16 protein-coding genes and 1 pseudogene are annotated in these 22508 nt (G+C 51.3%); 5 read left to right on the forward strand and 12 right to left on the reverse strand.

Annotated features, from left to right (window positions below; translation table 11 throughout):
• Positions 1-368 precede the first annotated feature (368 nt).
• Complete coding sequence (locus PSE_RS00510) at positions 369-764, forward strand: hypothetical protein (protein WP_128647530.1); 396 nt, start codon at positions 369-371, stop codon at positions 762-764.
• Positions 765-943: 179 nt separating this feature from the next.
• On the opposite strand, the gene PSE_RS00515 is transcribed toward PSE_RS00510, so the two are convergent.
• From PSE_RS00515 to PSE_RS27595, 4 genes are all read right to left on the reverse strand, one after another.
• The gene (locus tag PSE_RS00515; protein ID WP_014283079.1) at positions 944-1297 is read right to left on the reverse strand and encodes a TfoX/Sxy family protein; all 354 of its coding nucleotides are present in this window, start codon (positions 1295-1297) and stop codon (positions 944-946) included.
• Positions 1298-1400: 103 nt separating this feature from the next.
• Positions 1401-4754: an error-prone DNA polymerase gene (locus tag PSE_RS00520; RefSeq protein ID WP_014283080.1), complete on the reverse strand. Its 3354-nt coding sequence runs from the start codon at positions 4752-4754 to the stop codon at positions 1401-1403.
• Positions 4755-4822: 68 nt separating this feature from the next.
• Complete coding sequence (locus tag PSE_RS00525) at positions 4823-6364, reverse strand: DNA polymerase Y family protein (RefSeq protein ID WP_244421395.1); 1542 nt, start codon at positions 6362-6364, stop codon at positions 4823-4825.
• The gene (locus tag PSE_RS27595) at positions 6276-7253 is read right to left on the reverse strand and encodes an ImuA family protein (RefSeq protein WP_014283082.1); all 978 of its coding nucleotides are present in this window, start codon (positions 7251-7253) and stop codon (positions 6276-6278) included. Before PSE_RS27595 ends, PSE_RS00525 begins: the two co-directional genes overlap by 89 nt.
• A gap of 202 nt (positions 7254-7455) precedes the next feature.
• On the opposite strand from PSE_RS27595, the gene PSE_RS00530 reads away from it, so the two are divergent.
• Together PSE_RS00530 and PSE_RS00535 are read left to right on the forward strand one after the other, a co-directional pair.
• Positions 7456-8877, forward strand: coding sequence for a lipopolysaccharide biosynthesis protein (locus tag PSE_RS00530; RefSeq protein ID WP_014283083.1), 1422 nt, complete (start codon positions 7456-7458; stop codon positions 8875-8877).
• Positions 8864-9991 (forward strand): GNAT family N-acetyltransferase, encoded by a 1128-nt coding sequence (locus tag PSE_RS00535; RefSeq protein ID WP_014283084.1) that lies wholly within the window; start codon positions 8864-8866, stop codon positions 9989-9991. The genes PSE_RS00530 and PSE_RS00535 overlap by 14 nt, the downstream gene beginning before the upstream one ends.
• A gap of 3 nt (positions 9992-9994) precedes the next feature.
• On the opposite strand, the gene PSE_RS00540 is transcribed toward PSE_RS00535, so the two are convergent.
• From PSE_RS00540 to ccrA, 6 genes and pseudogenes are all read right to left on the reverse strand, one after another.
• Positions 9995-11638, reverse strand: a complete 1644-nt coding sequence (locus PSE_RS00540) for an AMP-binding protein (protein ID WP_014283085.1) — start codon at positions 11636-11638, stop codon at positions 9995-9997.
• A gap of 108 nt (positions 11639-11746) precedes the next feature.
• On the reverse strand, positions 11747-12259 hold the full coding sequence (locus PSE_RS00545; protein WP_014283086.1) for a CAP domain-containing protein: 513 nt from the start codon (positions 12257-12259) through the stop codon (positions 11747-11749).
• A 280-nt stretch (positions 12260-12539) separates the two neighbouring features.
• Positions 12540-13679, reverse strand: a pseudogene (locus tag PSE_RS00550) (glycine betaine/L-proline ABC transporter ATP-binding protein); the annotation flags it as partial.
• Between the two features lie 9 nt (positions 13680-13688).
• The gene (locus tag PSE_RS00555) at positions 13689-14546 is read right to left on the reverse strand and encodes a proline/glycine betaine ABC transporter permease (protein WP_083416910.1); all 858 of its coding nucleotides are present in this window, start codon (positions 14544-14546) and stop codon (positions 13689-13691) included.
• 107 nt (positions 14547-14653) lie between these two features.
• Positions 14654-15679: an ABC transporter substrate-binding protein gene (locus PSE_RS00560; RefSeq protein ID WP_008550338.1), complete on the reverse strand. Its 1026-nt coding sequence runs from the start codon at positions 15677-15679 to the stop codon at positions 14654-14656.
• Between the two features lie 576 nt (positions 15680-16255).
• Positions 16256-17551 (reverse strand): crotonyl-CoA carboxylase/reductase, encoded by a 1296-nt coding sequence (gene ccrA / locus PSE_RS00565; protein WP_041767757.1) that lies wholly within the window; start codon positions 17549-17551, stop codon positions 16256-16258.
• A gap of 300 nt (positions 17552-17851) precedes the next feature.
• Here ccrA and PSE_RS00570 point away from each other — a divergent pair, with 300 nt between their 5' ends.
• The gene (locus PSE_RS00570; protein WP_014283091.1) at positions 17852-19849 is read left to right on the forward strand and encodes a protein meaA; all 1998 of its coding nucleotides are present in this window, start codon (positions 17852-17854) and stop codon (positions 19847-19849) included.
• An 11-nt stretch (positions 19850-19860) separates the two neighbouring features.
• Here PSE_RS00570 and PSE_RS00575 read toward each other — a convergent pair whose 3' ends face one another.
• Positions 19861-20799 carry a LysR family transcriptional regulator gene (locus tag PSE_RS00575; RefSeq protein WP_208998054.1) on the reverse strand — a complete coding sequence of 313 codons (939 nt, stop codon included), beginning with the start codon at positions 20797-20799 and terminating at the stop codon, positions 19861-19863.
• Between the two features lie 108 nt (positions 20800-20907).
• Between PSE_RS00575 and PSE_RS00580 the strand changes: the two genes are divergently transcribed.
• Positions 20908-21888, forward strand: a complete 981-nt coding sequence (locus tag PSE_RS00580; protein WP_014283093.1) for an MBL fold metallo-hydrolase — start codon at positions 20908-20910, stop codon at positions 21886-21888.
• 36 nt (positions 21889-21924) lie between these two features.
• Here PSE_RS00580 and PSE_RS00585 read toward each other — a convergent pair whose 3' ends face one another.
• Complete coding sequence (locus PSE_RS00585) at positions 21925-22494, reverse strand: SH3 domain-containing protein (RefSeq protein ID WP_208990317.1); 570 nt, start codon at positions 22492-22494, stop codon at positions 21925-21927.
• Positions 22495-22508: the final 14 nt, after the last annotated feature.

The following is a 22508-nucleotide window of genomic DNA, read 5'->3' on the forward strand; positions in this document are numbered from 1 at the left end:
CCCAGCACCAACTGAAATTCCAAAACTAGGCCCAAAGTGGAAGGCATGACCGAGGGTAATCCTCGCTTAATCAGGCCTACCCTGCCCATTTCAGCTCATTTCAGAGTGCATTTCCTAAGCCAGCTATGAGTTTCCCACACCTTTAGGTTGCACGCCTCAGCACCCTTCTTTTTCCGATAAACATACCTTTGCGTAACGACTTAGCAGAATCGCTACAAGGTTCGCACCAGCTCCACTGCATCCAATCTTATTAAAATTCGAAAAAAAACTATTTCAAAATATCAGATTCTATGTGTATGACGCACAAATACAAACACACACCGGACATCTTATAAATGAACGTGATTCACGCTAATAGAATGGAATTCATGAAGTGGAGATCATTAATACAAAGCACACCGAATACAGTAGGATCAGGATGTGAAATCTACGAGTCTACTAAAGAATTACATTTAAACGACGGCTCACTCGCTCTAATAAGTAAACCTAATCATGAATGCATAGAATTACTACAAAACTTTTCTCACAAAGAACTTACAGAAACTCAGTACCTTCAGTTCCGTGCCTACAAACTTGTCGAGACAGGTTTTGGAGGCCGCCGATTTTGGGCAGTTAAGATCGTCGCAGGCAAACATCCAAAAAATCCTGGCTTGCGATTGGCAACTGTTGGATGGGTCAAAGGCACCACAATGAAACGCGCGTTCACCGAAATAAAAAAAGTACTCAAAGGTGACGCACAAATCTGCAAAGACCCACGCCATTAAACATCAAAATAAGCTGGCAAATTGCCAATGCTGAACACATCACTCCAAATCACTGAAATGCACGCGCTAACATAACTTTCTTCAGCCTCAAGTCCGAAAGTTCCCTGCGAACGGCCCCCGACCACACCAAGCAACAAATCAAAATCGATGGTTCATAAAACAGGCTACGATCGCAGCACCTACCCTTTTAACTCCTTAGCAGGCAAACCAGCCACAAAGCTCATACTTAAAGAAATCCACTCCCGAAGCGCCACCTGATCACACACCTCAGCCGCAACAAACACCAGTCCACCCATTCGCCGACCACCAAGCTCCACAATCTCGGCCCCTTCACGCCCGAGAGCCTCTGCTTCATTGTCTTTGCCAACCCGAAACATGAAGCGAGGCTCTTCACTCTTAATCCGGTGTGCCCCAGCCAGCATGTTCCCATCCAGAAAGAAGCAAAGACCACCCATCATCCGCTTCTCCGAAATCCCCATGATCCCCTCCAACTCCACCTGAAGCCGATCACTAAGTTCCTCATCATAAGCCATGGAATCTCTACTCCTGAACCACAACAGGCTATCCTTCAGACGCCGCTCAAGAGAACAACCTGTATTACAAAATAACCCATCCCGAACTGGAGGGGATAAATCGCTAGTGGAAGTTTCGCCCTCGCGGCAAACTATGACGCGCCTTTTGGGCGAGGTCAGCATAATCTTTTGCCACTTCCGGAACGTCCTGCACCAACTTCGCTAATCCCCGCCCAGGCTGGATTTTCGCAGCTAACTCAATAACAGGACGACGCACTTCATCTGCATGAGCCAAACCGGCATCTGCAAACTCAGCAACTGACAACTGCCCAAGCAGATCTGTCATGTCTTCCAAATGCTCGGCGACCACATGGATGACACCTTCAGCACTCTGAAGCCGCCCTGTTACCTTGATAAAACGGGTGCCAAGTACCAGCGCACGATATTTTTCAAAACATTTTGGCCAGACGATCACGTTCGCAATACCGCTCTCGTCTTCCAGCGTCATGAAAATCACTCCCTTCGCAGATCCCGGCCTCTGCCTCACAAGAACAAGCCCAGCCACCGAAACTTTGCGTCCAGCACGCAAATCTTTCAAATCATCGCACAAAATAACGCAAGACTGCGCGAGAGACTTTCGCACGAACCCAACAGGGTGACCTTTCAGAGAAAGCGTTAAGCTTTGATAGTCTGCCATAACATGCTCGCCAGGCAACATTGGAGGCAAGTGAACATCTGGTTCTGGCCGCAATTCATGCAAGTTAGCTTGATCAAAAAGAGGTAGTCTTTCAGCCGCCCCACCAGCCTCCAAGCCTTGTGCAGCCCACAATGCTGCTCGCCGATCCAAACCAAGTGACCGAAACGCATCAGCTTCTGCAAGCTTGGCAATAACAGAACGTGACAATCCCGTTCTCAGCCAGAGGTCGCGAACAGAGTCATACCCACGACCACGCACAGCAACGAGTTTTTCCATATCAGCTTCAGCTAAACCTTTGACACTCCTGAATCCCAGCCGTACAGCATGGTCAGATTTAATCGTGCCCTGCATTTCCTTATGCCGAGGATGCAAGCGCCGCCACGCCTGCGCATCAGGCTCCAATACAGCATCCCAACTGGAGAGATTGATATCCACTTCCCGAACATCAACACCGTGCTCCCGCGCATCCCTCACCAGTTGCGCAGGGGCATAAAATCCCAGAGGTTGAGAATTAAGCATGGCAGCACAAAACACATCAGGATACCGTGCCTTTAGCCAGCAAGAGGCATAAACCAGCAGAGCAAAACTCGCTGCATGGCTTTCCGGGAACCCATATTCCCCAAACCCCTCAATCTGCTTAAAGCATCGTTCTGCAAACTCTTTTTCATATCCACGATCAACCATCCCATTAACCATTTTGTCTTGAAACGTCTTGATGGTTCCAACACGGCGGAAAGTCGCCATAGCACGCCGTAAACGATCAGCCTCACCGGGAGTAAATCCGGCGGCTACGATAGCAATCTTCATCGCCTGTTCTTGAAACAACGGAACTCCAAGTGTCTTACCCAGCACATCTCGAAGTTCTTCTTTAGGAAAGTTGACCGCTTCTTTCTTTTGCCGACGCCGCAAATACGGATGCACCATGTCACCCTGAATAGGGCCAGGCCGCACAATCGCAACTTCAATCACCAGATCATAAAAAGAACGCGGTCTTAACCTCGGCAACATGCTCATTTGAGCACGGCTCTCAATCTGAAACACCCCTAGCGTGTCAGCCCGGCAAATCATATCGTAAACTTCAGCTTCTTCCGCTGGTAAACTCGCAATCGTCAAGTCACGATCATAGTCTTTTCTTAATAATTCCAAAGCCTTACGAATAGCCGTCAACATCCCGAGAGCAAGCACATCAATCTTCAAAAGCCCAAGAGACTCCAGATCATCTTTGTCCCACTCAATCGTAGTACGGTCTTCCATCGCAGCATTCATCACCGGCACGACCTCATCCAATCGCCCCTGAGTAATGACAAAGCCACCGACATGCTGAGAGAGATGGCGAGGAAAGCCAATCAATTCCTTGGCATACTTAAGAACTTGAGCAACCACGGCTTCCTGAGGATCTAAACCGGCCTCTCGTACCTGCTCCGCATTCCCACCTCGAGAAGAACGTCCCCAAATCGTTCCCGACAAAGCCCCCGCGGCATCCTCTGACAGGCCAAACACCTTGGCAACTTCCCGCAGGGCGGAACGAGATCGATAGGTGATGACTGTCGCAGCGAGCCCTGCCCGCTCTCTTCCGTATTTCTGATAGATATACTGAATAACCTCTTCCCGCCGCTCATGTTCAAAATCGACATCAATATCGGGAGGCTCTTTACGTTCAGGAGAGATAAAGCGCTCAAACAGCAAACCAGCTCGTTTAGGGTCAACCTCTGTAATGCCAATGCAAAAGCAAACAACAGAGTTCGCTGCGGATCCACGCCCTTGGCACAAAATGTTTCTGGATCGCGCAAACCTAACAATGTCATACACTGTCAAAAAGTATGGAGCGTAGTCCAACTCTTCAATTAAGTTCAGCTCATAGGCGATCGACTCTCTTACACTTTCAGGAACCCCTTCAGGATATCTGATCTGCGCCCCTTCTTCCGCCAATCGAGCAAGTTCTTGTTGAGGAGATAAACCCGACGCTATTTCCTCCTGAGGATAGTCATATCGCAATTCTGAAAGGCTAAAATTTATCTCATCCAGAATTCTCAAGGATTCAGTCAATGCCTCAGGGCAATCATGAAATAACTGCTCCATCTCCTCATAAGTTTTCAGGTACCGCTCAGCATTAGCCTCTAGCTTACGCCCAGCACTTTCAAGTGTTTCATGCAGACGAATGCAGCTCACAATATCCTGCAATGGACGCCGCGCCGCTTCATGATAGAGCACGTCATTTACAGCCAGAATGTTGAGCCCACATGCATCCGCCAACTCCATCATTTGCAGCAGGAAGCGCCTATCACTAGCTCCATACGTCAAGGCAACAGCCAGACGCACCTGCTGTCCGAATACTGCAAGCAATGCTTCTAATGTCGTTTTGAGTGCTGAGAGGTTAGTTCTATTTTCCAAGCGGTTCGCAATTGGAGCTACAACAAATCCTGGTCCCTGTGCCAATAGGTCTTCAAGACGCAAATGACACTCTCCTTTAGGGGCCCGGCGATTACCAATTGTAAGCAATCTTGTCAGACGACCATAAGCTTCCCGATCAATGGGCCAACACAGAATTTCAGGAGAACCATCGACGAAGCAGAGTCGCACTCCAGTCACCATACGCAGCTCTGCAGTATCAGCAGCAACATGAGCACGCACAACGCCAGCAAGCGAATTGCGATCACAGACACCCAGTCCACTTAAACCAAGATTTTTCGCTGTAAAAACAATCTCCTCCGGCTGCGAAGCGCCCCGCAGAAATGAGAAGTTAGTTGCGCAGCAAAGCTCCGCATAACCGGAGCCGCGCATCAAAGGCGATCTCATGGTAGCTCCATTTGAAGTGTGCTTTTTCAAGCCGTGACTCAGGTCCGCATATATCAGGCATACAAGCCTTGCAGATACCAGCGAGGCACTTCATTTTGCCCCCCATACAAGCCTTCCCGATAGAGCCAGAAACGTCTGCCTTCCCGGTCCTCTACACGGTAATAATCACGAACACCTGCTGCACTGCGCCACCAGGGAGGAGCAATTCTTTGCGGCCCCTCGCTCGAGGAAATCTCGTAAGATGCCTTTCGCCAACGAAACCGTAATGGAGGCCCTTCAGGTACCATCGCCACAGCTTCGACAGGCTCTCCACGTGGTAACATTCTTAAGGGATGCTCCAAGGGAGCTTCCTCTTCTCGATCACCATCAACGTCAGCCCAATAAAGAGCGTTTTCACGAACGGTAGCGGCAGGTACCAATGCACTTTGCACTTCAGGTAAATGCTCATCACATGGCAGGAATCGACTGACTTGAGCCAAGCCCAAACGCGCACCTAGACGATCGACCAGCTCAGCTAAATCATCTTCATGATGACTATTACCTTCCAGATTCAATTGGGCAGCAGAACAACACTGTGCCTCAAGCACCGCCAAACGAATTAAGTCATAACCAAAACCAGCATCTAGCTCGTCACCAACTGTTTTCAGTCTCTCTCTGAAAAGCTGCAAAACAAGATTGGGTGCACGTATTGGACCACTGGTCCCTACTGCAAGGCGATTTACAACTCCGTCAACCCGAAACAACACCAACTCAAAGGCCCTGCCGCCTTCCTGGCGTTTCTCGAGCTCTTTCTGTAAGTTTTCTGAGAGGGACTGAATAACAGCAGCAACATCATCCTCTCGTGCAATTGGCTCAAAAAAGCGCCTTTCGACAACAAGAGCAGGCGTATAAAGCCTGGGAGAAATCGGTTCTCCCTCCATTCCCAAGGCCTGATCCAATCGCCTAACAAGATCCTCACCAAACCGGTTTGCCAAGGGGGCACGTGGCCTGTCTAGCAGATCACCAATCTCTGTGAGACCAACACGCATGAGGGAAGTTACAATATTCTCTTCAACCCTCAATAACTCAATGCTTAACGGCTCCAAAGCATCACGTTGTTCTCTGGGGGCAATAACACCACCATCACTTCTAGCGATAGCCCATGCAGCGCCAACAGTATCAGCAACTGCCCCAGACACGTGAAAGCCTTGCAGTTTAAGACGATTGAGGCAGTCATCGAGCATTGCCTTCTCACCGCCGAAAAGATGAGCACAGCCAGAGATATCCAGCAATAAAGTGTCATCACCAACAACAGCAACAAGTGGCGTATAACGGTCGCACCAATCAGCTAATGCAGCCAATAAGGATTCATTAGCTTCTGGAATATCCTCTTCAGATTGCACATCTGGTACGCGCGCCCGTGCATCACTCAGAGCCTCTCCTGGAGATAGACCCTCTTCTTTTGCCGCACCATTGACGCAGCTTAAACGGTAGGCATTTTTAACTTTGCGATAAACTATGATCGGCTTAACGGTATGCTCGCAAAGCCACGACTTGCCCAGTTCTCTCCGGCAAACTCGATCCGTTGCCAGTTCGGCGAACCATAGGCATAGAATGCGTTGGTGCTTCTTTGAAACAGCGTTTTGCATGGTTCCACTCCAAGTCACAGAAGCCTGGTCGGCCATCTCTGTTTTTCTCCAAGGTCACCCGCCATCCTGGATTACCAACAAAAGCACGAGAGGGCATGAACCTTCGTGCACGAACTGCCCCTGAAAAGCGTGAAGTTTTGGGTGCAATACGCCAACGACTTAAAGCAGCACTCGGATGTGCCTGCGCACCATGACGCGCAAGAAGCACCGGCACACCCGATTGCTCTGCACGTAAAACCAATCTCCGTGTAACCGTCAGATCAAAATTCCGAAAAGAACCAGCAATTTCCCCCACAACAGCACAAAGCGTAGAGCACTGTGCACCTTCCTCCATCGCCCATAAAACCTCTTCAGTTTTATTAGGTTGAACGAAAACAATTCGCGCTGGATCTACACCAAACTGCGCCAAGCCTGGAGGGTAAGGAATTCCGGTTTCTTGCTGCACAGTTCTGTCTGTAACCCAAAGTACCGCACCAGTTCGCTGCTTACTTATTAAGCTCAAAAGTGCGCATAAGAACCCAGACAATGCACCTGAAAGGCGCATCTCACTGGCATAAAACTCATGGAGCGATGCACAGTTAAGACCATCTCTGGCAAATAATCTGTCTAGCTTAGAGACACCAAGCACAATCTTTGAAGAGAGTTCATTGCTTTCTGATGCGCGCGTACATTGCACCTCGCCAAGAGGAGCCGGTCCCTGCTCAGTTTGGGCGGACGCAGGGACCGGCGCAAGCTGAACTGCTGAGGGGAGGCGTCCCTCTAACACCGCCAGGCGGTGGCGCAGCTCTGCAATTTGCGATGTTTTCGCGTTCATATCACTCTCGGCAACTTCATTTTGTTCTCTATATGTTCTCATATTGATTCCGCCAAATTGCGCAAGAGTCAAGCACCAAAAACCATCGAGATATCAGCATAAAAATTTCACAGTGCTACGACTTCAGCTAAGCCTCTGTTTTCATTTGGAGACAGATCGAGGCAGCAATCCCAACACTTCACATTCTGAAAATATTAATTTTCATACTAGTAATAATTGACCAGAAATAATTAGGGCATATCGCGTGCAAGAACTCCTCCTCAAATGGGCAGCGGTGCTTTTACCCCATAGCACCCAAGCAAAACTGCTGCCGATTCTGGACAAAATACTCAGTACTCTCTTCAGCAAAGGCGAAGCTGGAGGAGCACAGCGGTCTGCCTTACTCGTCTTTGCACTGCGTGTCGCCAGTGCTGCACTTGCCTACATCATGCAGGTCATTCTGGCCCGCTGGATGGGAGCTTCAGAGTACGGCATCTTCATTGTTGTCTGGACGGTTGTGATCATTCTGAGCGTCTTTTCAGGGCTTGGCTTCTCAGTCTCTCTCCTCCGGTTCATCCCGGAGTATCTGGAAAAGAAGCAATACGAACTCCTCAACGGCCTGCTCTTTAGCGCCCGCTTCCTTGTTCTGCTCAGCTCAACAACCATCGCTGTCATTGGCGTTGCGATTGCCTGGCTCTTCTCTGACTTCATCAGCAACAGTTACATCCTGCCGCTTTATCTGATCGCCATCTGCCTGCCCATGCACACCTACACAGGCATGTTGGAAGGCATTGCCAGAGCGCAAGATTGGCAACTCAAAGCCATGGTGCCAGACTTCATTGGACGCCCTTTGCTGGTGCTGGCCTTTATGCTGATTGCACTCTGGATGGATTACCCACCAACTGCGGTAACAGCTTGCATTGTCACCATCGCAGCTGTCTGGACCATCACCTTTGTCCAGACAATCATGATGGAAGTATCCCTGCATAAAGTCCGCCACCCTGCCCCACGCAAGTTGCAGATTAAATCGTGGCTGCTGGTGTCCGTGCCGATGCTAGCGGTAGATGGCTTCTTTCAGCTTATCACCAGCTCCGATGTAATCCTGATCGGCCTCTGGCTATCTCCGGATCAGGTCGGCATCTACTTTGCTGCATCCCGCACCCTCGCATTGATGCATTTTGTTTATTATGCCGTCCGCGCAGCCAGCGCTCCACGCATGGCGCGGCTCTACCATTCCAACGACAGGGCTGGTCTCAAAGACTTTGTAGGCAGCGCTGCCAAAATGACCTTCTGGCCAACACTGCTGATGGCTGGTTTCATCATGATTGTCGGGCCATTCCTCCTCTCCTTGTTTGGTGAGGATTTCGCCCAAGGCACACCAATTCTCTACATTCTCATTATCGGAGTGCTTGCTCGTGCAGCTGTCGGCCCCGTAGATGCATTGTTGACCCTCTCAGGTCATCAAAACACCTGCGCTAAGATCTATGCCACAGTCTTCGTTGTGAACTTCATTCTCAACTCTGCACTCATTCCGGTGCTAGGCCTTTACGGGGCTGCTCTGGCAACCACCCTGGTCATCATTTTTGAAGCATGTGTTCTTTACCGCAGCGCCTACAGACTTTTGGGCCTGCACACATTCATTTTGCCATTGAAGAGACGGGAAAACCCAGTCAATGAAGCAGGATAGCGCGACCATCAAACTGCTGATACCCGGCAAGGACAAAGCCGCAGACCATCTGTGGCAAAACCTCTCCCAACATGCGCTGGAGCCCAACCCGTTCTTCTCCAGAAGCTTCGTAACGGCCTTCAACAAACATAAGGCAAACCACTCTATCAAGCTGCTGTTGGCGCTGGACCCTTCCGGCACCAAAGCCCTTGCAGCTCTGCCGATCATGATGGTTAGGCGCGGCCTGCTCTTCAAACTACCCAGTACGCTGGCTGGAGATTATGGCCCACTGGGCACTCTGCTTCTCTCCGAAGAAGCAACACCAGCAATCCTGGGCAATTTACTTGAGGCAACCTGTAACCTAAGCCCAGCAAAAACACTGCTGCTGCCGTTCCATGGAACAAAGGGCGCTACCTATAAGCAGCTGCAGAGCACCCTGAGCATGCACGACTGGCAGCAACACGTTGCTACTCAGGAAACCCGCGCATTCCAGCCTGCTGGTCCTGAAGGACAAACCGCATTTGATGCTTTGAAAAAACGCTCTTCATGGAAGGGTGTTTTTAAAAACCAACGTCGACTGGAAAAGCAAGGCACACTCTCCTTCTCCATGCTGGAAACTACAGAGGATACTCAAAGAGGTCTTGAAGAGTTCCTCAAGCTGGAAGCAGCAGGATGGAAAGGCAAGCAAGGCACGGCCCTGCTCTCCAGAGAACCTGACGCAGCCTTCACGCGCGAGATGGTCATAAACTCAGGCAAATCTGATGGCATTCGCATTGGTCAGCTGCATCTGGATGACAAGCTAATCGCGACTAACATCCTGCTTCGCGAACAAGGCCGCATCTTTGGCTGGAAAACAACGTTCGACGAGAACCTCGCCAAGTTCTCTCCCGGGCAACTACTCATCTATTACAGCACACAGAAGCTCCTAGAGGACCCGGATTTCTCAGGTGCAGACTCCCTTTCGACACCAGACAACCAAATGGCCAACAAAGCCTGGACGGCAAGGTTCGCCTACACCACTCTCCTCATTGGCAAAGGCCCACTGGCCCGCTTTGCAATGTGGGAAGCAGAAACTGGTGCTCGCATAAAACAAGCATTGAAGAGCAAACTAAAGAAGCTGCTGGGCCGCAAATAAACGCTAGCCTTCAACCAACTCAGCTTCTTCCTGCGCTCTGCTGCGCAAAATCCGGCGAATAACCTTACCGCTGGTCGTCAAAGGCATCTCGGAGACAAACTCAATCTCGCGCGGATACTCGTGGGCAGAAAGGCTCACACGCACATACTGACGAATATCATCCACCAAGCCCTCGCTCGGCTCATAACCGTCTTTCAGCACAACATAGGCCTTCACGATCTCGGTGCGCACAGGATCCGGCTTGCCCACCACAGCGGCTAGTCCAACAGCCTCATGTTTGATCAGGCAGTCTTCAATCTCTGTCGGTCCAATACGGTATCCCGCAGAAGTGATCACATCATCATTGCGCCCGACAAAGTGGAAATAGCCGTCAGCATCAACGACGCCCTGATCACCTGTCAGCATCCAGTCACCCAGAAACTTCGTCTCATCCGCATCTGGGCGCTGCCAATAGCCGAGGAACATCACCGGTGTACCACGGCGAACCGCGATCTCACCCTGCTCTTCAGGCTCACAAATCGAACCATCCGGGCGAATGACAGCAACCTCATGCCCCGGCACCGGCTTGCCGATCGCGCCAGCACGAGACACGCCTAATCCAGCTCCGGAACCAAGAACGAGATTGCATTCCGTCTGGCCATACATCTCGTTTGGAGAGACACCAAGAGCTTCCTGACACCAGACAAACGCCTCGCGCCCCAAAGCTTCACCAGCCGAGCATACCGAACGCAATTGAAGCTTATCTGAGTACTTACGATGATCCACACTGCGCATCATCTTTAAGGCCGTCGGCGGAATAAACGCATTGCGAACACCGTGACGCACCATCAGGTCAAAGGCACCTTCCGGATCAAATTTATCGATCCGCGCCGTTAAAACAGGCACCCCAAACTTCAATGAGGGCAGAAGGGCATTCAACAAGCCACCAGCCCACGCCCAGTCAGCAGGCGTCCAGAACAAGTCACCAGACTGCGGCAGCATTTCATGGGCCATCTGGATGCCCGGAAGGTGTCCCAGCAGCACACGATGAGCGAGCAGAGCACCTTTCGGCTGTCCGGTCGTGCCTGAGGTATAGATCATCAATGCAGGATCATCAGGACTTGTCGCACAGCCCTCAAACTGATCAGAACCTCGCTCTAACAAGCTCCAGAACTCAAGAGCACCGTCACCAGCTCCATCAACGCAGAGCACGTGCTCAAGAAACGGCAGTTGCTCACGAAGCGCAGAGAGCTTTTCAAGCCCAGCCTTATTGGTGATCACCACCTTCGCACCAGCATTCTCTAACCGATACCGCAGCGCTTCTGGCCCAAACAAGGCAGCAAGCGGCACAGCAATCGCGCCAAGTCGATAAATGGCAAGATGAGAGACAGCTGTTTCAGGGGCCTGTGGCAGCAACAAAGCCACACGATCCTGCGAAGCGACGCCTAGAGACTTGAGCGCATTTGCAAGCTGACAGGAGTTTCTTTTAAGACGGCCATAACTCCACTCTTCCACATCGCCAGAAGGCAGCACATGCAGCAAAGCGGTGCGATCTGGCTCAACATCAGCCCAACGATCACACGCATCCTGAGCAATGTTGTAGCGCGCAGGAACGTTCCAACGAAACGCCGCGCGCAATTCCTCGTATGAAGTCAGTGGTGGCAGCACACCAGAATTCCTCTAGGCCCAAAATAAATAGTGAGGAGAGTGTACCGCTGCAGCGCACAATGAGAAACTGGCCTTTGGTCGTTCTTTTAGCAAGAACCCGAAAGGAGGTTAACGCGGTCCGGCGACAACCAAGCTCCAGAAAACCTTGTACTTTGAGCGCGGAGCATAAGCGGTCGCAATACCAATGCGAGTTCCCTCCGCATCCAACATCACCGCATTATGCTTTGGAGAGTCACGCCAACCAGAAAAAGCCTCTGCCCATCTGCGATAACCTGCACTCAGGTTATTGACCGCATGCTCATCACCCAGCCCGGCATTTTTCATCAAAACAGAAAGCTTCAGATCACCCTTACGGGCCGCATTCACGTCCTCAGTACGGGCCATGCCATCAGCCTGAGCCTGCGCAATTCGCATCAACTCAGGATCAACAGTGACAGGAGGAAGATCTTTTTGCGAGCGATAGCTGGAGATCATGGAAGCTACGGTACTGGCATCAATCTGGGCAGAATGGCTCTCCAGATTTTGATAGTAGCTAGGCGTTTCTTCGGTACTGACACAACCAGAAAGCGTCACACCAACGGCAAGAAAGAGAGCAATGCCCGCACCACGAAACATCTTCATGCAAAATCACTTTTCGGCAAAATTCGAATCTCAGAGCCACACTACCTACTAAATAAGGCAAACCAAGCTCAAACTAAAAACACACGCATAAGTGAATAAAAAAGGCCGGGCGAACCCGACCTTTTAAAACAAAAAGAGAGAATGCTTAGGAAGCTTCTTTCAAAGCATGAGGCTTGGCTGGCGCTTCCGCCTGCTCATCCTTGACTTTCTCTTCAGTGCCGTCATCCGCTTCCTCAGAATGCTCTTCTGGCGGCGTCAGCACACTGCCCATCTCTTCAGGGCTCAGAACACCCATGAGGCGTCCATCCTCGCACACAACAGGAACCGGATAATCCGCTTCCAGAGTGGTTGGTAATGCTTCTTCCAAAGTGCTTTCCAACTCCACTGCATTGCTGTCATCAGCAAAGGCATAAAGAGATGGACTATCACCAGGTTTAGCAACTTCCTCAGCGAGGGCTTCCTGCGTAACGATACCGCGGAACTCTTTGTTCTCAATCACATAGCCGAAGTCTTCATCATGGCGACGCATATCAGCCAGTGCTTTTTCCATGTTGTCATGGGTAATGCGCAAGGCTGGCGGCTGCATAACGGTATCGACTGTCAGCACCCGGGCACGGTTCACATCACGAACAAACGCACGCACATAATCATCGGCAGGCTCAAGCAGAATTTCAGGCGGCGTACCAACCTGAGACAAGACCCCATCTTTCAGGATCGCAATCTTGTCACCAATACGCAGCGCTTCATCCAGGTCATGCGTGATGAACACGATGGTCTTATGAAGCTTCTCCTGAAGCTCAACCAACTGGTCCTGCATCTGAGAGCGGATCAACGGATCTAGCGCGGAGAACGCCTCATCCATCAGCAAAATGTCAGCATCAGTGGCAAGTGCACGGGCAAGGCCCACACGTTGCTGCATGCCCCCAGAAAGCTGGCTTGGATACTGATCTTCAAAACCAGCAAGCCCTACCGTCTCAATCCATTCACGAGCAGTCTTCTCACGATCAGCTTTCGCAATGCCCTGCACTTCCAGACCATAAGCCACGTTCTGCACCACAGTACGGTGTGGCATCAGGCCAAAGCGCTGGAATACCATGGACATGCGATGGCGGCGGAAGTCTTCCAGCTCTTTCATGGAAAGGCCCATGACATCCATGCCATCAACCAGAATGTGCCCGTCAGTAGGCTCAATCAGGCGGTTGAAGTGGCGGATGAGCGTGGACTTACCAGAACCGGAAAGGCCCATGATCACAAAGATCTCGCCCTTCTCAATGCTGAGAGACACGTCATGCAAACCAAGTGTGTGGCCAGTTTCAGCAAGCAGCTGATCCTTGCCCATACCATCTTTGACTTTGGCAAGCTCTCTATCGGGAGCGCTACCAAAAATCTTGGTAATGTTTTGTACTTCGATCAATGCCATGTCAGCGCCTCACCCTGTTACCTTGCGATGCGCCTGCATCCGTTGTCCGGCAGACTGTGTGATACGGTCGAACACAACAGCAAGAACAACAATTGCCAAGCCACCGAGCAAACCCTGCCCTGCATCATTGCGCTGCAATCCAAGCAGAACGGTTTCACCGACGCCACGTGCACCAATCATGGACGCAATCACGACCATAGCCAACGCCATCATCATAGTCTGGTTAATGCCCTGCATGATGGATGGGAGCGCAAGTGGGATCTGAACACCCTTCAGGATCTGCCAACGCGTGGCACCAAAGGCCCGGCTCGCCTCAACAACCTCTGCATCAACATAGCGAATGCCAAGATCAGTCAGGCGGATAAGCGGCGGAGCGGCATAGATAACGGTCGCCAGAATTGCTGGAACCTTACCCAAACCAAACAACATCGCCGCCGGAATGAGATAAACAAAGCTCGGGATCGTCTGCATAAGATCCAGCACCGGATTGAGCAAAGCTCTGAAACGGTTTGAACGGGCGGAGATAACACCAAGCGGCACGCCGATAATTACGGAAATAAACACAGCAACCAGCAGAATTGCTACTGTCTGCATCGCCTTTTCCCAAAGGCCGAGCGTACCAATAAACCACATCGCAGCCACCATCACCGCGCTAAGCCCCCAACGGCGGCTAGCGGCAAAGGTGATCAGCCCGATGCACACCAGAATGATAACCGGGTCAGCCCCACGCAGGAGCCGCTCCAGCCTCACCAGCAAAAACAGGATGGAGTTGGAAAAGGCTTCAAATCCATCGCCGTAGTTCACGACGAGAAAGTCAACCAGATCGTTTGTGGAAGTTCGGATAGGCTTCCCAAAGTTGGGAAACACGTCGAAAGCCATGTGATCCTCTTATTCTTAGCAAGGATCACGGAACCTGGTCCCGTGATCGTTTTCTTATTCGCTAATTCTCAAAAAGCACTCAGGTCTCTTTGAAATTACAGAGCAGATTTCACACGCTCAGCGACATCAGCCGGAACCCAGCCTGTCCAGATTTCTTCGTTGTTTTTCAGGAACTCAACTGCAGCATCGTCAGTGGTGCCACCGGTGTCCTGCATGTAGGCAAGTGCCTTGGAAACGTCGTTACTGGTGGTCTCATAAGCAGTCAGGAACTCAACCAGTTTAGGCGCTTTCGTATGGAACTCGGTGTTTACAAAGACGTGCGTAGCAGAAAGCGGGTACGCAACAGCTTTGGTCACCTTGGATGGATCAGTCTCAGCAGAGAGCTCATCCCAGACTTCCTTGTTGTAGGCAGGCTCTTCCAGCTGGATCAGATCGTCAGCAACCTTACCCATCACCCAGGTTGGACCCCAGTAGTAGAACAGGATCGGCTTCTTACGGCGGATGTTGGATTCAATCGCGGCAGCCAGCGCAGCACCTGTACCCGGACGGAAGTTCACGAAAGTATCGTTCAGCTTGTAAGCATTCAGCTTCTTGGAGTTGATGACCTCACAGCCCCAACCAGCAATACAGTTGTAGAAGCGGCCCTTCTCTGGCTCTTCAGGATCAGAGAACACGTCTTTAAACTTTGGAAGATCAGCAACGGACTTCAGGCCCTTTGCAGGCGCATCATCACCCTCGACCAGATACTTCGGCACAAACCATGCCTGCGTTGCATCCGGGAAGTTCACGCCAAGATCAACAAACTGCTTCTTCGCCTGACCTTCAGCAAGTGCTTCAGTTACGTTGTCTGGCCAGATTTCCATGGTCACGTCGATATCGCCGCGTGCCATACCGTTCAGAAGCGGAATGGTGGAGCCTGGAATTACGTCAGTCTGGCAACCGTACCCCTTCTCAGCGATGAACTGAGCAACGGAGTTATGAAACGCATTGGAGTCCCAGTCCAAACCAGCAAAAACAATAGGACGGTCCAGTTCACAAACAGGATCTGCAGCTTCTGCTGATGACACAGCAAAAGGTAGTGCAACTACGCACGCAGCGAGAGCAGATTTAAAATTCAACACGGATGCCTCCAAACAACCAAAACATATTTTTTGTTCGGTCAGAGAGAAAAGCCGCCAAAGACAGCTTGTCGTTCTGGCCGTAATGCTAAGTCAAAAACTCAGCAATTGCAGGACACGCTAGGTTGAGCACATCAACTGCACGATTAAAAATAGATATATTCAAATTCCTGTCAACTTAGACATCTGCTCAAGATATTTTTGCAAAATAAATCAAAAAAGAAATACTTTATAAATACAACGAATATGAAGTTATAAACCTTATATAACGCCTTACTACCACCAATTAAAACGCAAAATAAGAGAAAAAAAATTTACCGAAGCAAAACAACTATTTTAAACTTTCTTTTACAGAAAATTCCCACGGAAAATTCAGGTAATTTCACAGTAAATCCAAATAAAAAAACGGCTCTGAATAGAACCGTTCAATCGCGCAAATTACAAAAAGAAAAACATAGAGAAATTCTACGCGGATTTGCTAATATTGAATGATCATTCAATAAAAAAATATAAGAGAGAAACTTATAAGAAAAAGGAAGTTGGCGGCACGCACACCCCAACTTCCTTTGTTAAGCCTGCTTAGCTTTGAGTGGCTTCCATAACATCCTCAAGAGAACGCAATCCAGTCTTAGGGGAACATACCAAAACCGACATGTTTCCTGGGGCGTGCTGGTTCTTCCACATTTTCATATGAGCCTGCGGAATCTGCTCCCATGAGAATACTTCACTCATGCAAGGGTCGATACGGCGATCAATCACGAACTTGTTCGCCTCACTCGCCTGCTTCAGGTGCGCGAAGTGAGAGCCCTGAATACGCTTTTGGCGCATCCACACGTAGCGCGCATCAAAGGTGATGTTAAAGCCGGTCGTACCCGCACAGAACACCACCATGCCGCCACGCTTCACCACCAATGCAGAAACTGGGAAGGTCGCCTCACCAGGGTGCTCAAACACCATATCCACGTCGTTACCCTTGCCGGTAATTTCCCAGATGGCCTTACCAAACTTACGGGCTTCCTTCGTCCAGGTATCAAACTCAGGCGAGTTCACCTTCGGCAACTGGCCCCAGCAATTGAAGTCTTTTCGGTTGATGACGGCCTTAGCGCCAAGCGACATCACATACTCGCGCTTGCTCTCATCCGATATCACCCCGATCGCATTTGCTCCTGCAGCTGCAATCAGCTGCACAGCAAACACACCAAGACCACCGGAAGCACCCCAAACCAGTACGTTCTGGCCCGGCTTCAGCTCATGCGGCGCATGGCCAAACAACATGCGGAAAGCAGTCGCCAGTGTCAGCGTATAACAAGCACTTTCTTCCCAGGTCAGATGCTTCGGACGATGCATCAACTGCTGAGACTGAACGCGTGCAAACTGCGCGAATGATCCATCAGGCGTCTCATAGCCCCAGATCCGCTGGGAGCTGGAGAACATTGGATCACCACCGTTACATTCCTCATCGTCGCCGTTGTCCTGGTTACAGTGAACAACAACTTCATCGCCGACTTTCCAGCGCGTTACCTTGGAACCAACGGCCCACACGATGCCAGAAGCATCAGATCCCGCAATGTGATACGGCGTTTTGTGAACGTTCAACGGAGAAATCGGCTCACCAAGAGCAGCCCAAACGCCGTTGTAGTTCACGCCAGCAGCCATCACCAGAATGAGTACTTCGTGGCTGTCCAACTCCCATGTTGGCACCACTTCTTTGACCATTGCTGTATCAGGGGAACCATGGCGATCCTGGCGAATGGCCCACGCCCACATGTTCTTTGGAACATGTCCCAGCGGTGGAATTTCACCAATCTCATAAAGGTCCTTGAACTCAGAGCCTCCCTCTGACCCAGCTTCGACAACCCGTGCAACGGAACTCATGATATTCTCCTCCAAGTTTGCGTTGCGCCCTTCCCTCATGAGAGTGAAAGCATGTCCTTCTGCTAACGCTTCCAATCCACTATTTGCTGCAACGCAAAACAATACAACCTGTCAATACCGGCTATTTGGGAATTATCATTACAAAGAACTCACAAAATATATACAACTATTGCTTAACTTGCGAAGAATACTTCTTCTAATGTTGCATTGCACCAACCACTAGAACCTATGCAAAGGTGTGGGCAGAATAGAGATCTTGTCCCTTATAAAATGCTGACAGGATCAGGGAGGCAATAGACTATGAGTACCGGTTCACCTAAAGGTGCAATTAAAGACCGTCCGTGGATGTTCCGCACATACGCAGGACACTCAAACGCTGCAGACAGCAACCGGCTCTACCGCACAAACCTGGCGAAAGGGCAGACGGGCCTCTCTGTCGCGTTCGATCTGCCGACACAGACAGGCTACGACCCAGACCACCCGCTTTCACGCGGTGAAGTCGGTAAAGTAGGCGTACCAGTCTCGCACCTAGGCGACATGCGCACGCTCTTCAATGAGATCCCGTTGGAGCGCATGAACACCTCCATGACGATCAATGCGACAGCGCCTTGGCTACTGGCGCTCTATGCTGCTGCCGCGGATGAACAGGGCGCAGACCGCTCCTTGCTTGCAGGCACCACGCAGAATGATCTGATCAAGGAGTATCTCTCCCGCGGCACTTACGTCTTCCCGCCTGCCCCGTCCATGCGTCTCACAACCGATGTGATTTCATGGACATACACGAATATGCCCAAATGGAACCCGATGAACGTGTGTTCCTACCACCTGCAGGAAGCAGGAGCGACACCAGTACAGGAACTCTCCTTCGCCCTCGCCACAGCAATCGCCATTCTGGATAACGTGCGTGCCTCTGGTGTGGTGTCCGAAAGCGATTTCCCTAAGCTCGTGGGCCGCATCTCCTTCTTCGTGAACGCAGGCATGCGCTTCATCACTGAGATGTGCAAAATGCGCGCGTTTACAGAACTTTGGGACGAAATCTGCCGCGAACGCTACGGCGTTGAAGAAGAGCGTTACCGCCGCTTCCGCTATGGCGTTCAGGTCAACTCACTGGGCCTGACAGAGCAGCAGCCGGAAAACAACGTCTACCGCATCCTCGTGGAGATGCTCGCCGTTGTGCTTTCCAAGAATGCCCGTGCCCGCGCTGTCCAGCTGCCGGCATGGAACGAAGCCCTCGGCCTGCCACGCCCATTCGACCAGCAATGGTCCCTGCGCATGCAGCAGATCATGGCCTACGAGACCGACCTGCTGGAATATGCAGACATCTTTGACGGCTCCAAAGAGATTGAAGCCAAAGTTGAACTGCTCAAAGAACAAGCCCGAGAAGAACTCGCGCGCATTGCAGAGATGGGCGGAGCTGTTGCAGCTGTCGAGTCCAGCTACATGAAACAAAAGCTTGTGGAGTCCAACTCCAAACGTCTGGCAGGCATCGAGTCTGGTGACCAGATCGTTGTCGGCGTCAACAAATGGACTGAAACCGAACCTTCACCACTTGCCTCAGATGAAGACGGCGGCATCCTCACTGTGCCTGAACATGTAGAAGAAGAAGCAATCCAGCGCATTCAGGCATGGCGTGAAGAGCGTGATGACAACGCGGTTCAGGCCGCACTTCAGGAGCTGCGCGCTGCTGCTTCATCCGACGACAACATCATGGAAGCCTCCATCAAAGCAGCTAAAGCTGGAGCAACCACAGGTGAATGGGGCGCAGCCCTGCGCGAAGTCTTCGGCGAATACCGTGCACCAACCGGCGTTGGCAAAGCAGCTCCTGATGACAACGAAAACCTCGCAGACGTTCAGCAGAAAGTCTCTGCTCTCTCAGAAAAGCTGGGCCGTCGTCTCAAGTTCCTTGTTGGTAAACCGGGTCTGGACGGCCACTCAAACGGTGCTGAGCAAATCGCGGTCCGCGCTCGTGATTGCGGCATGGAAGTTGTCTATGAGGGCATCCGCCTCACGCCAGCACAAATCGTCAACGCTGCTCTGGAAGAAGGCGTCCATGTCATTGGCCTGTCCATCCTGTCCGGTTCACATCTGGCACTGGTTCATGATGTGCTCGACAAGATGAAGGAAAACGGACTGGAAGACATCCCGATCATCCTGGGCGGCATCATTCCTTCTGAAGATGCGGAAGAGCTGAAAAAAGCAGGTGTTGCAGCCGTTTACACACCAAAGGACTTCCACCTGACAGAGATCATGTCAGACATCGTCCGCATTGTGGATGAACAGGTCAACGAAACCGTCTGACCCCAATGTAATCACGCAGGTTGGGCAAGCTGCACAGGCTTTTGCCCAACCAACCGGATGCCAGCCGCATCCTTGAACCGCTCTATCATCGCCTCAATAAAAATCTCTGCCTTCCGTGTCATCGCTTCGCGGGAAGGATAAACGAGATAGACCGGCTTTTCCTCGCATTGATAATCTGGAAGCAACCGCTGCAATTGGCCGGTTTCCTCATAATCCTGCATCATAAACAATGGCATGCGCGTAAAACCAACGGAGTTCAAAAGCGCCTGCACCATCACCTGCGGATGCCCAGCGACAAACTCGGAGTTCACACGCACCTCATGCCGCTTGCCATGCCTGAAAAGGTCGAGTGAATCGACAAGTTTCTCGTTTCGATACTGGATGTAATTGAGTGCAGAGAGAGCCTCTGGAGTTCGCGGCACACCATGCTTGGCAAGATAATCCGGGCTTGCCGCCAAACAGGTCTCAACAATCGCAATCTTTCGGGAAACGCCGGAGGTATCCCCCGTTGCGCCAGTGCGAATGGCCAGATCAATGCCATCCTCGACCACATCAATAAACTGGTCTTCCATCCTGATTGAGACCGTAAGATCAGGATACTGCTTTCGCAGATCAAAAATGAGCGGTGTAATGATATCGCCACCCATCGGTTGAGAAACAGAAACAACCAGCGATCCGCTCTCGGCAGCCACCTGTTCCTGAACAGCCTCAAACATCAGAGCACTCTGGCGCAGCATCTTCTGGGCATGCTCATAAACGATCTTACCCGCCACTGTTGGCTTCACACCCTTGTTCGTTCGAAAAACCAGCTCCTGCCCCACCTGCGCTTCCAGCAAGTTCAACTGCTGGCTCATGGCAGGCTGGCTGATATGGCGTTGACGCGCACCACCACTCAGCGATCCACTGTCGATAACGCGAACAAAACTCTCCAGTAAATTCAGAAGATCCATGATCTGCCCCATAAGCACTGCTTATATCCAAGATAAGGCTTGGCCCTCTGCACTTCCAGCATCAACCCAACAATATTGCTCCCATCGCTTGTAGATGAGGAGCCTTTCATGACACTTTCACGCCGATCTTTTTTATCCGCAGCCGCCTCTGTTGCAGGCGCAGGCGCAATTGCCCCTGCAATGTCGAGCATCGCATTGGCAGCAGCACCCAAAATTGGCGCACAAGTTCCTGGCATCTATCGTTTCTCGGTAGGAGACATTGAAGTAACGGCAATTCTTGACGGACACTTGGGATTAGATCCGTCATTGGTCGTGGGATTTGACCAGAAGGTAGCGGAAGAAACTCTAAAGCAGAACTTTCGTAGCCCCAATACAGGGGACATGTCTATCTCTGTAAACGGATATCTCATTAATACGGGGGAACATCTTGTCGTTGTCGATACCGGCACCGCAGACCTGATGGGCCCAACTCTGGGCCGCTTCCACCAAAACCTGAAGAACGCCGGATATGATGCCGCTGATGTGGACGCAGTCGTTCTGACCCACCTGCACATCGACCATATCGGTGGTCTTGTCTCCAAATCAGGAGAAAAACTCTTCCCCAACGCAGAGTTCATTGTCCATGAGATTGAACACACCTTCTGGAACGACGAAAACACACGCGCACGCTTCCCCAAAGACCTACAGAATTTCGTAGACCTCGCACAGAACGCTTCAAAACCTTACGACAACAACAAAACACTCATCAGCAAGGACGGTGAATTCATCAAAGGGCTGGACGCCGTTCTGCTGCCCGGCCATACACCGGGCCACATGGGCATCCGCATTCACTCCAACAATGAGGAAGTGCTGATCTGGGGCGATACAATCCACTCCTCAGCTCTCCAGTTCGCCAATCCTGATTGGACAATCGCCTTCGACATCGATCAGGACATGGCCCGAAAAACGCGCAGAACAATATTGGATCGCGTCTCAGCCGACAGAACCCCGGTAATTGGCATCCACCACGACTTCCCCGGCCTTGGCCACATCCGTAGAGATGGTGATGCCTTCGCCTATGTGGAAACCAGCTGGCAGCATAAGCTCTAAAAACAAAAGCTCACGAGACACCTCGTGAGCTTTTCCTCATTGAGCAGGCGATAACGGTGTTGCCGGTACAGATGGCGGCGCGATTGGTTGCGCTGGCGTCAGTGGAATAGACGGCGTGACTGGCGGAGCGATCGGTTGCGCTGGCGTTAAAGGAACAGCTGGCACTTCAATTGGCCGTGATGGCTGCAACGGATAAGCCGGGATCTCACGCCGTGGGTGTGGGTAAGGGCGCCAATGCGGATAGCGTGGATAGATCGGATACCGCCGATAGATAAACGGCAGCCCCACATAAGGCGCAACATATGGAAGGGTACGTGAGTAATGCGGTCCCTCTACGCCATAACGGATATACCGCGCAGAAACCCACCCCGGAGCACCACGGAAGGTTAGGTCACACCATGAGCCGTTCTTGGTGCAGTAGTTGATAAATACCACACCACCTGCCGGAATGGTCGTAATCACAGGATACTTGGTTCCCGGCCCAGTTCTCATGTTCACACCAGTTGTCGTGTAACCAGCATGACCACTCTGCGCAAAGGCAGCGTTGGAATAGATGATAACGGCCAGAAGAACGAGGCCAGCCAGCACCCAGGCTATAATCTTCATGATGACCCCTTCCT

The organism is Pseudovibrio sp. FO-BEG1, from assembly GCF_000236645.1.
Classification (GTDB): Bacteria; Pseudomonadota; Alphaproteobacteria; order Rhizobiales; family Stappiaceae; genus Pseudovibrio.

Coding starts and splice junctions, on each gene's coding strand:
- PSE_RS27595 (WP_014283082.1), bottom strand. CDS start 7,253: ATGAGAACATATAGAGAACAAAATGAAGTTGCCGAGAGTGATATGAAC.
- PSE_RS00545 (WP_014283086.1), bottom strand. CDS start 12,259: ATGAAGATGTTTCGTGGTGCGGGCATTGCTCTCTTTCTTGCCGTTGGT.
- PSE_RS00510 (WP_128647530.1), top strand. CDS start 369: ATGAAGTGGAGATCATTAATACAAAGCACACCGAATACAGTAGGATCA.
- PSE_RS00515 (WP_014283079.1), bottom strand. CDS start 1,297: ATGGCTTATGATGAGGAACTTAGTGATCGGCTTCAGGTGGAGTTGGAG.
- PSE_RS00585 (WP_208990317.1), bottom strand. CDS start 22,494: ATGAAGATTATAGCCTGGGTGCTGGCTGGCCTCGTTCTTCTGGCCGTT.
- ccrA (WP_041767757.1), bottom strand. CDS start 17,551: ATGAGTTCCGTTGCACGGGTTGTCGAAGCTGGGTCAGAGGGAGGCTCT.
- PSE_RS00575 (WP_208998054.1), bottom strand. CDS start 20,799: ATGGATCTTCTGAATTTACTGGAGAGTTTTGTTCGCGTTATCGACAGT.
- PSE_RS00580 (WP_014283093.1), top strand. CDS start 20,908: ATGACACTTTCACGCCGATCTTTTTTATCCGCAGCCGCCTCTGTTGCA.
- PSE_RS00535 (WP_014283084.1), top strand. CDS start 8,864: ATGAAGCAGGATAGCGCGACCATCAAACTGCTGATACCCGGCAAGGAC.
- PSE_RS00520 (WP_014283080.1), bottom strand. CDS start 4,754: ATGCGCGGCTCCGGTTATGCGGAGCTTTGCTGCGCAACTAACTTCTCA.
- PSE_RS00570 (WP_014283091.1), top strand. CDS start 17,852: ATGAGTACCGGTTCACCTAAAGGTGCAATTAAAGACCGTCCGTGGATG.